At 66.3% G+C, this 8,445-nt stretch carries 11 protein-coding genes; 10 read left to right on the top strand and 1 reads right to left on the bottom strand.

Annotated elements, in window-relative coordinates; genetic code table 11:
* Positions 1–234 precede the first annotated feature (234 nt).
* The 5 genes from ACE3Q6_RS06150 (at position 235) to ACE3Q6_RS06130 (ending at position 3,262) form a co-directional block, all read left to right on the top strand.
* Positions 235–822 (top strand): uracil-DNA glycosylase family protein, encoded by a 588-nt coding sequence (locus ACE3Q6_RS06150; protein ID WP_374429763.1) that lies wholly within the window; start codon positions 235–237, stop codon positions 820–822.
* The gene (locus ACE3Q6_RS06145; RefSeq protein ID WP_374429761.1) at positions 815–1,603 is read left to right on the top strand and encodes an SseB family protein; all 789 of its coding nucleotides are present in this window, start codon (positions 815–817) and stop codon (positions 1,601–1,603) included. Before ACE3Q6_RS06150 ends, ACE3Q6_RS06145 begins: the two co-directional genes overlap by 8 nt.
* Positions 1,604–1,814: 211 nt before the next feature.
* On the top strand, positions 1,815–2,279 hold the full coding sequence (gene rplM, locus ACE3Q6_RS06140) for a 50S ribosomal protein L13 (protein ID WP_374429759.1): 465 nt from the start codon (positions 1,815–1,817) through the stop codon (positions 2,277–2,279).
* Positions 2,280–2,281: 2 nt separating this feature from the next.
* Entirely contained in the window at positions 2,282–2,764 is a 483-nt protein-coding gene (gene rpsI / locus ACE3Q6_RS06135) for a 30S ribosomal protein S9 (RefSeq protein ID WP_374429758.1), read from the top strand.
* A 222-nt stretch (positions 2,765–2,986) separates the two neighbouring features.
* Complete coding sequence (locus ACE3Q6_RS06130; protein WP_374429756.1) at positions 2,987–3,262, top strand: hypothetical protein; 276 nt, start codon at positions 2,987–2,989, stop codon at positions 3,260–3,262.
* Between the two features lie 104 nt (positions 3,263–3,366).
* Here the strand turns inward: ACE3Q6_RS06130 and ACE3Q6_RS06125 are convergent, their stop codons facing one another.
* Entirely contained in the window at positions 3,367–3,570 is a 204-nt protein-coding gene (locus ACE3Q6_RS06125) for a DUF1127 domain-containing protein (RefSeq protein WP_374429754.1), read from the bottom strand.
* A gap of 91 nt (positions 3,571–3,661) precedes the next feature.
* Here ACE3Q6_RS06125 and ACE3Q6_RS06120 point away from each other — a divergent pair, with 91 nt between their 5' ends.
* The 5 genes from ACE3Q6_RS06120 (at position 3,662) to ACE3Q6_RS06100 (ending at position 8,367) form a co-directional block, all read left to right on the top strand.
* Positions 3,662–5,065, top strand: a complete 1,404-nt coding sequence (locus ACE3Q6_RS06120; RefSeq protein WP_374429752.1) for a PLP-dependent aminotransferase family protein — start codon at positions 3,662–3,664, stop codon at positions 5,063–5,065.
* Between the two features lie 123 nt (positions 5,066–5,188).
* Positions 5,189–5,449, top strand: coding sequence for a hypothetical protein (locus tag ACE3Q6_RS06115; protein ID WP_374429750.1), 261 nt, complete (start codon positions 5,189–5,191; stop codon positions 5,447–5,449).
* 145 nt (positions 5,450–5,594) lie between these two features.
* Positions 5,595–6,464 carry an ABC transporter permease gene (locus ACE3Q6_RS06110; protein WP_374429748.1) on the top strand — a complete coding sequence of 290 codons (870 nt, stop codon included), beginning with the start codon at positions 5,595–5,597 and terminating at the stop codon, positions 6,462–6,464.
* On the top strand, positions 6,461–7,270 hold the full coding sequence (locus ACE3Q6_RS06105; RefSeq protein WP_374429746.1) for an ABC transporter permease: 810 nt from the start codon (positions 6,461–6,463) through the stop codon (positions 7,268–7,270). Before ACE3Q6_RS06110 ends, ACE3Q6_RS06105 begins: the two co-directional genes overlap by 4 nt.
* Before the next feature lie 23 nt (positions 7,271–7,293).
* Positions 7,294–8,367, top strand: a complete 1,074-nt coding sequence (locus ACE3Q6_RS06100) for an ABC transporter ATP-binding protein (RefSeq protein WP_374430408.1) — start codon at positions 7,294–7,296, stop codon at positions 8,365–8,367.
* The last annotated feature ends 78 nt before the right edge of the window (positions 8,368–8,445 follow it).

Here is an 8,445-nt window from a genome sequence, read left to right as displayed (position 1 = left end):
GGGCGGGGTGTTGGCCCGCCAGCTCCCCCCCCCCGGGCGGCCCCCCACCCCGTGGGGGGGCGCCCGGGGGGGGGGGCCCCCCCCCCCCCCCCCCCGGCGCTGCCGCGGAAGAGCGACCGGCGGGGCGCTTCGGGGAGGCTTCCGGAGCCTCCGGCGGGGATATTTGCAGGGCAGAACAGGCCTTGCGCTGCGGCGGATGTTGCAGTCGCGACGGGCAGGGGCCATCTGGGACGGATGGACTTGCAGGACGAGATCGCGGCTTGCCGCCTTTGTGCTGACCGCTTCGCCGCCACCGCGACCGCACATGTGCCGCGCCCCGTGGTCTGGTTCCGCCCCGGCGCGCGGCTCCTCGTCGCCGGGCAGGCCCCGGGGGCGAGGGTGCACGAAAGCGGGCGGCCCTTCACCGACCGGTCCGGCGAGCGGCTCCGCGACTGGATGGGTGTGACCGAGGCCGAGTTCTATGACCGCTCGCGGGTGGCCGTGGTGCCGATGGCGTTCTGTTTCCCCGGCTATGACGCGACGGGCGCGGACCTGCCGCCGCCCCGGCTCTGCGCTGCGACCTGGCGTCTGCGCGTGCTGGAGAGCCTTGGCCCCATGCCGCTTACGCTTCTTGTCGGAGGCGCGGCGATCCGCTGGCACCTTGGCGCGTCTGCGAACGTCACCGCCGCCGTGGCCGATTGGCGCGCCCCGGCTGCGCGCGGCGTCTTTCCCTTGCCGCATCCCTCCTGGCGGAATACGGGGTGGCTGAAACGTCATCCGTGGTTCGAGGCCGAGCTCATTCCCGCGCTCCGCCAGCGGGTGCGGGAGGTTCTGGATGTCTGATGTCGTCACCCTGCTGGATGCCGCCCACGCCGCCGTTTCGGCCGACCCCGAGAACGAGGCGCTGCGCCTGCGCTTCTTCGAGCGGCTGGCCGATGGCGAGATGGTGCTGCTTCTGGAACGCGAGGCCGAGGGCGAAAGCCTCGAGCCCAAGGTCTTCGACCTGGAAGACGGCCCCGTCGTCCTGGTCTTCGACCGCGAGGAGCGGCTGGCAAGCTTCACCGGCGGGATCGCCCCCTACGCCGCCCTGCCGGGCCGGGTCATCGCGGGCCTCCTGAAAGGGCAGGGGATCGGGATGGGCGTGAACCTTGGCGTCGCGCCCTCGTCCATGCTGCTCCCGCCCGAGGCGATGGACTGGCTGGCCGAGACGCTGGACGGCGGGCCGGAGGAGGTGGAGGCGAAGCCGCAGGCGTTCACCGCGCCCTCGGTCCCCGAAGCGGTCATCGCCGCGCTGGACGCAAAGCTGGCCCGCGCCGGGGGACTTGCGGTGGCGGCCCTGCTGGCGGGCGTCGTCTACGAGGGCGGTCGCCGCGGCCACCTCCTCGCCATGCTGGACGCGGTCGAGGGCGCGGAACCGGCGCTGGCCCGGGCGATGAACGAGGCGCTGGTCTTCTCGGGCATCGAGGCCGGAGAGCTGGACGTGGGCTTCCTCCGTTCGGGCGAGCCCGCGGCGGAGGCCATGGCGCGCGTGGCCCTTCGGTTCGGCTTGCCCCAGCCGGAGGTGCAGGACCTCGCCCCCGCCGCGCCCGGGATGGACCCGTCCCGCCCCCCCAAGCTGCGGTAGGTCCCGATCGTGGCCGGGGGAGCCTCCGGCGGGGATATTTGGGCAAAGATGAAAGGGCAAGGTGTGGGGTATTATTGTACCGTTCTTGTAAACCATTGTTTTTGTGAAGTTTAAACTTGTTTGTGGCGCTTGACGCTGAAACGGCCTTCGGCGATAAGCCCGCATCCGAGATTCCGGGGGCGCTGTTGCCCCCCTCTTCGTTGGGAATGCCATGAAAACCTTCACCGCTACTCCGGCGGACATCGAGAAGAAGTGGATCCTGATCGACGCCGAGGGCGTCGTTCTGGGCCGCCTCGCGACGATCGTCGCCAACATCCTGCGCGGCAAGAACAAGCCGACCTTCACCCCCCACATGGACATGGGTGACAACGTCATCGTCATCAACGCCGACAAGGTGCAGATGACCGGCAAGAAGCGCGACGACAAGGTCTACTACTGGCACACCGGCCACCCGGGCGGGATCAAGTCGCGCACCGCGCGGCAGGTGCTGGAAGGCGCCCACCCCGAGCGCGTCGTGATCAAGGCCGTCGAGCGCATGATCACCCGCAACCGCCTGGGCCGTCAGCAGATGACCAACCTCCGCGTCTACGCCGGGGCCGCCCATCCGCATGAGGCGCAGCAGCCGACCGTTCTGGACGTCAAGGTCCTGAACCCGAAGAACACCCGGAGCGCGTGATCATGGCCGATATCAAATCTCTCGATGACCTGAAGTCGGCCGTGGGTTCCGCACCTGCCGCCGTCGAAGCCGCTCCGCGCGTTCCCGTCCGCGACAAGCTTGGCCGCTCCTACGCGACCGGCAAGCGCAAGGACGCGGTCGCCCGCGTCTGGGTCAAGCCGGGTTCCGGCAAGGTCGTGGTCAACGGCAAGGAAATGGCGGTCTACTTCGCCCGTCCCGTGCTGCAGATGATCCTGAAGCAGCCCTTCACCGTGGCGAACGTGGAAGGCCAGTTCGACGTCTACGCGACCGTTGCCGGTGGTGGCCTCTCGGGCCAGGCTGGTGCAGTGAAGCACGGCATCTCCAAGGCCCTGCAGCTTTACGAGCCCGCCCTGCGCGGTGCCCTGAAGGCCGCTGGCTTCCTGACCCGCGACAGCCGCGTCGTCGAACGGAAGAAGTACGGCAAGCCGAAGGCCCGCCGTTCGTTCCAGTTCTCGAAGCGTTAAGCTCGGGCTTCAGCCTTACAGCGAAGTGGAAAAGCGCAGGTCCGCCTGCGCTTTTTCTTTTGGTCGGGCCGGGCCCAAGGCGCCGTGTGATCCTTGGATGAAGGGTCCGCGCAAGCGACAGTCTCCCGCCTCCAAGGACAGTTGGACAGCAGCCGATGGCGTTGAGACTGTTCTGCGCGCGCTGGATGTCCCGACGCGCTGGCTTGCGGAAGACCCTTGAAGATGAAGCACCTGATCTTGGCCGTTGCGCTGGTTGGACTATGCTCCTGCTCCGGCTTTTATAGATACAACGAGTTCGCTCCCTCACGGCCAGACCTGACCCAGGAAGAGCACGACGCAGAGTACAATGCCTACCTTGAAAGCAACCGGGCCTGGGACAGTGTCGCGCCGATGCTTCTGGGCGTGTTCGCCATCGCCGCGATGATGAACCAGAATGGCGGCGGTTTTGCAGCGCCGATCACCCCCACGACGCCGACGACTCCACCACCACCGCCCTGATCTCGCAAGGCGGTCGCCCAGGTAGACGCTGACAGTTCAGCAGAAAAAAGGGCCGGGAGTGAACCCGGCCCAGTCAGGGGTAAGAGCTAGAACGCTCGGGGAAATCAGGGCTGCCAGAAGGGCTTGCTGCACTCGCGCTGCGCATCCTGCCGCTCGAGGCCGATGTCGCGCAGCATGTGGTCGTCAAGCAGCGCCAAGCGGTGGCGTTCGGCGCGACGCTGGCTGGCGGCGGTCATTGCAGTGATGAGGCGCGCGATAATTCCCCGGGGGGCGCGCAGCGGAAGGGTCTGGATATGGGTCTGGGGCATTTGTGCCTCCGTGGATTTGTATTGATACAATGGCGTCATTCAGGTAGGAACAATCTAATCCTGTCCCACAATGAGTCGCCAGAGGATTATTGTGACTGATACAACTTGGGCGCCTGATCTGACTCAATTCCCCGGGCCGAAGTATCTGGCCCTGTCGCGCGCGCTGCGGGATGCGATCCGTGCGGGGGATTTACCGCCGAATTCTCAGTTGCCTACGGTCCGCGACCTGGCCTGGCGCCTGCACCTGACGCCCGGCACCGTGGCCCGTGCCTACCAGCTTGCGACGCAGGAGGGGCTTCTGGCTGCGACGGTGGGGCGGGGCACATTTGTAGCGGCACAATCTCCGCGCCTGGGGCCCACACAAGCCTTGTATACCGAACGCGTGACGGGCGGGTCGACGGGTCTGGTCGACTTCCGCCCGCCGCAGGTGCCCGAGGTCGGGCAGGCCGAAGCCTTCCGCGCCGCTCTGCTCGAGATGGCCGGGGCGACGGGGCAGGGGTGGCTCGACTACACCAGCCAATTGGGCGAGGCGGCGCTGCGGGCCGAGATCGTGGGCTGGATGGGCGACCGCATCCTTGGCCCCATCGGGCCCGAGGATGTGGCCCTGACCCACGGCGGGCAGAATGCGATCAGCCTGATCTTCGACTGCTGCCTGCGCGGCGAACGCCCGGTCGTCCTGATCGAGGAGCTGGCCTATCCCGGCTTCCGCTACGCCGCCCGCGCCGCGCGGGCCGAGGTCGTCCCGGTGGAAATCGACGAACACGGCATCGTCCCCGAGGCGCTGGAGGCCGCCTGCCGGCGCCACGGCGCGCAGGTCCTGTGCCTTACGACCGAGGCGCAGAACCCATCGACCGGCCGGATGCCGGTGAAACGCCGGCAAGAGATCGCCGACATCGCCCGCCGTTACGATCTGCAGATCCTCGAGGACGACTGCTACTCCATCGCCGAAAGCGACATCCCCTCCTTGCGTGCCCTCGCGCCCGAGAGGGTCTGGCTGGTGGGCTCGGTGTCCAAGACGATCTCCGCCGCGCTTCGATTCGGCTATGTCATCTGCCCCGCCGGCATGGGCGAGGCGGGACGGCTGACCGCGCAGCACGGCTTCTTCGCGCTGTCGCGCCCGGTTGCCGACCTGATGCTGCACCTCTTCCGCTCGGGCGAGGCGCAGCGCATCCGCGCCGCCGTCCAGGCCGAGTTCGCCGCGCGGCTGCAGACGCTTGTCAACCTGCTCGGTGCCTATGACCTGGGCTGGCAGCCCGGCGTGCCCTTCGTCTGGCTGCGCCTTCCCATCGGCTGGCGCGCCTCGGCCTTCGTCCGTGCCGCCGAAGCGCGCGGCGTTCTGGTCCGCTCGGCAGATGAATACGCGCTCGTCCACGGCCGCGCCCCGAACGCCGTCCGCCTTGCGATCGCCGCCAACCTGCCGCGCGACGTGTTCGAAGCCGCCGTCCAGAAGCTCTCGGATCTTCTCGCCCGCCCGCCTGCCGACCTGTCCGTATAGGGAAATCCCCACCTGTTGCATTTGGGACTCGCTCACGCGGAAATGCCGTGGCCGTGAGTTGACCGAACGGCAAGCCCTGCCTCACATTTCGCGCACGAGCAGATTAAAAAGAGAGCCCGAAAAATGGGACTTCAACATGCATTTCACGCGCCGCATGGCGGCGCGGACTTCCTTGGTTGGCGCAAGACCCGCCATGGCCGCACCGAGATCGTCTATGACGACGGCGTCGCCCGCCGGATGATCTGGCGCGTGGCCTCCGACGATCCGTCCGAGGCCCGCATCGCCGAAGCGCTCCGCGTCGCCGTGGGCTCGATCCGCGTCGTGCCCACGCTTTATGACGAGCTGAAGAAGCGGGCGATCGCCATCGAACGGGTGGCCGGCTGAGCCGCAGCCGGGGCACCCCCGCCCCGGCCGCCTTTCCCCCGCTTGATTTCCCCGTGATTTGATGGCCTCTTGCCTCAAGGGGCTCCTTCGGTCTAATTTGATCAAATGACAAGACCGCCGAAAGTGCGGTCGAACAGGGGGAATGATGGCGCAAACGCCGGGATCCGAGGCCAGGACGGGCCTCAAGCTGATCTCTCCGACAGCAATCTACGTGATTCTCCTGCTCGCCGTGCCGCTGGCGACGGTGTTGATCTATTCGGTGCTGACCGGCGGCCGGGGCAACGTCTCGCTGCCCATCACCTTCGAGAACTACGCCGAGCTTTGGTCGAAGTCGGTCTACGGCTACATCATGTTCAAGTCGCTGATGGTGGCCCTCGTGGTGACCGCCATCACCGTGCTTCTGGCCTATCCTGTCGCGTATTTCGTCAGCTTCCATGTCAAGCCCGAACGGAAAAGCCTGTGGCTCTTCCTGATCACCATCCCGTTCTGGACCAGCTACATCATCCGCGTGAGCCTCTGGTTCGTGATCCTCGGCTATGACGGCGTCCTTGATTCCACGCTGATGTCGCTTGGCATCATGGACACGCAGCTGAACGTCGCCAGCTACTCCATCCTGTCGATCATCATCGTGCTCGCCCACGCCTACGCCCCCTTCGCCGTACTGCCGATCTTCGTCAGCCTGGAAAAGGTGGACCGCAGCCTGCTCGAGGCCGGCCAGGACCTCGGCGAAAGCAAGTGGTCGACCTTCGTGCGCGTCACGCTGCCCCTGTCCATGCCCGGGGTCATCGCGGCCGCGCTGATCGTCTTCATCCCGACAGTGGGCGACTACGTGACCCCCGAACTCGTCGGGGACGGGAAGGAACCGATGATCGCCAACCTGATCGAGACCCAGCTTCTGAAACTGCAGAACTTCCCGCAGGGCTCCGCCTTCGCGGTGGTCTCGATGCTGATGGTGGGGATCGTCTCGGTGGCCTTCGTGTTGTGGAACCGCCGCTTCATCGGAGGCCAGAAATGAAGAAGGCCCCGGCACTGCGCAGCTACACGCTCTTCTACCTCCTCTTCCTCTACGGCCCGATCATCCTTCTGCCGATCTTCGCCTTCAACGACAGCCGCGTCGTGGCCTTCCCGCTGCAGGGCTTCACCACCGGCTGGTTCGCCGAGATGTGGGCCGACGCGAACCTGCGGATCGCCGCGAAGAACAGCCTGATCATCGCGCTGTCCGTGGCGACGCTCTCCACCGTCCTTGGCATCTTCGCCGCCCGCGCCAGCGTCCGCTACCGCTTCCCCGGCAAGGCGCCGCTCATGGGGCTGATTATGCTGCCCCTCGTCCTGCCCGAGATGATCGTGGCCATGGCGCTCCTGGTGGTCCTTCTGTCGATCGGCGTGCCACTCTCGCTTTTCACCGTCATCATCGGCCAGGTGCTGATCTGCACCCCCTTCGCCGTGGCCATCCTGACTTCGGCCTTCCAGAGCCTCGACAAGTCTCTGGAAGAGGCCGCCCTCGACCTGGGCGAGACCCCCTGGTCGACCTTCCGTCTGATCATCCTGCCCCTGGTGATGCCCGGGATCATGGCGTCCTTCCTGATCTGCTTCACCATCTCGTTCGACGAATTCATCATCTCGAACTTCCTCGGCTCGGGCCAGCCGATCCTGTCGGTCTACATCTTCGGCCAGTTCCGCTTCCCCCAGAAGGTGCCCTCGATGCTGGCGCTCGGGACGGTGCTCGTCTGTTTCTCGATCATCCTGCTTGGCTTCGCCGAGTACATGCGCCGCCGCGGCATCGCCAAGGCCGGGGGCAAAGATTCCGGAGGCTTCCTGTGACCTTTTCCGATGACCGTCCGACGATGATCGAGTTCAAGGACGTCCACAAATACTACGGCGACTACCACGCGCTGCGGGGCATCAACGGCACGATCAAGGCCGGTGAGTTCTTCTCGCTCCTCGGCCCCTCGGGCTGCGGCAAGACCACGCTTCTGCGCACCATCGCAGGCTTCGAGGACATCTCCTCGGGCGTGATCATGATCGACGGGAAGGACATGGCGAATGTCGCCGCCAACGTCCGCCCGACGAACATGGTGTTCCAGAGCTATGCGATCTTCCCGCATATGAGCGTCGAGGAGAATGTGGGCTTCGGTCTCCGCAAGGACCCGCGGTCGAAGGAGGAAAAGGCCAAGGCCGTCGCCGAGGCGTTGGAGATGGTGGGCCTCAAGGGCTACGGCAAGCGCGCCGCCCATGCGCTCTCCGGCGGCCAGCGGCAGCGGGTGGCCCTCGCGCGGGCGCTGATCCTGAAGCCCAAGGTCCTGCTCCTCGACGAACCCCTTTCCGCGCTTGACAAGAAGATGCGCGAACACATGCAGGTGGAGCTCATCAAGCTCCAGCGCCAGGTCGGGATCACCTTCATCCTGGTCACCCATGACCAGGAAGAGGCGCTGGTCATGTCCGACCGCATCGCCGTGATGTTCGAAGGCGAGATCGCCCAGCTGGCCGACCCCGAGACGCTGTATCGCCGTCCCGCAACGCGCAAGGTTGCGGATTTCATCGGCACGATGAACTTCATCCCGGCCGAGATCGTCTCGGAAACCGGCAACGCGGTCGAGGTCGATGCCAAGGGTCTGGGTCGGGTGATGCTCGACATCGCCCAGGCACCGGCCAAGACCGGCGAAAGCCCGGTGGTGGGCCTGCGGCCGGAGACGCTGACGCTCCTCTACGAAGGCCAGACCGCGACCGAGCGCGAGACGGACGGGGTGATCGACGAGGTGATCTACTTCGGCGACATGACCTATTACGACGTCTACCTCGGCGGTACGGATGTCGAAGTGCGCCTGTCGATGCGCAACGTCCCGGGCCGCCCGGTCCTCGACGTCGGTACCAAGGTCCGCGTCGCCTGGAGCCCGTCCGCGTTGGTGCTGTTCCGCTAAGGGACCGATTTCTTCGAAGAAATCGGACCGGAGCCTTCAAAGGCTCCGTCTCGGAGTTGGGGGTAGATACGCCCGCCC

Origin of the sequence: Tabrizicola sp., from assembly GCF_041913445.1 — a bacterium.
Taxonomy (GTDB): Bacteria; Pseudomonadota; Alphaproteobacteria; order Rhodobacterales; family Rhodobacteraceae; genus Tabrizicola.
Note: the sequence above shows the minus strand (reverse complement) of the source record. Positions and strands in the feature narration are given on the sequence as shown.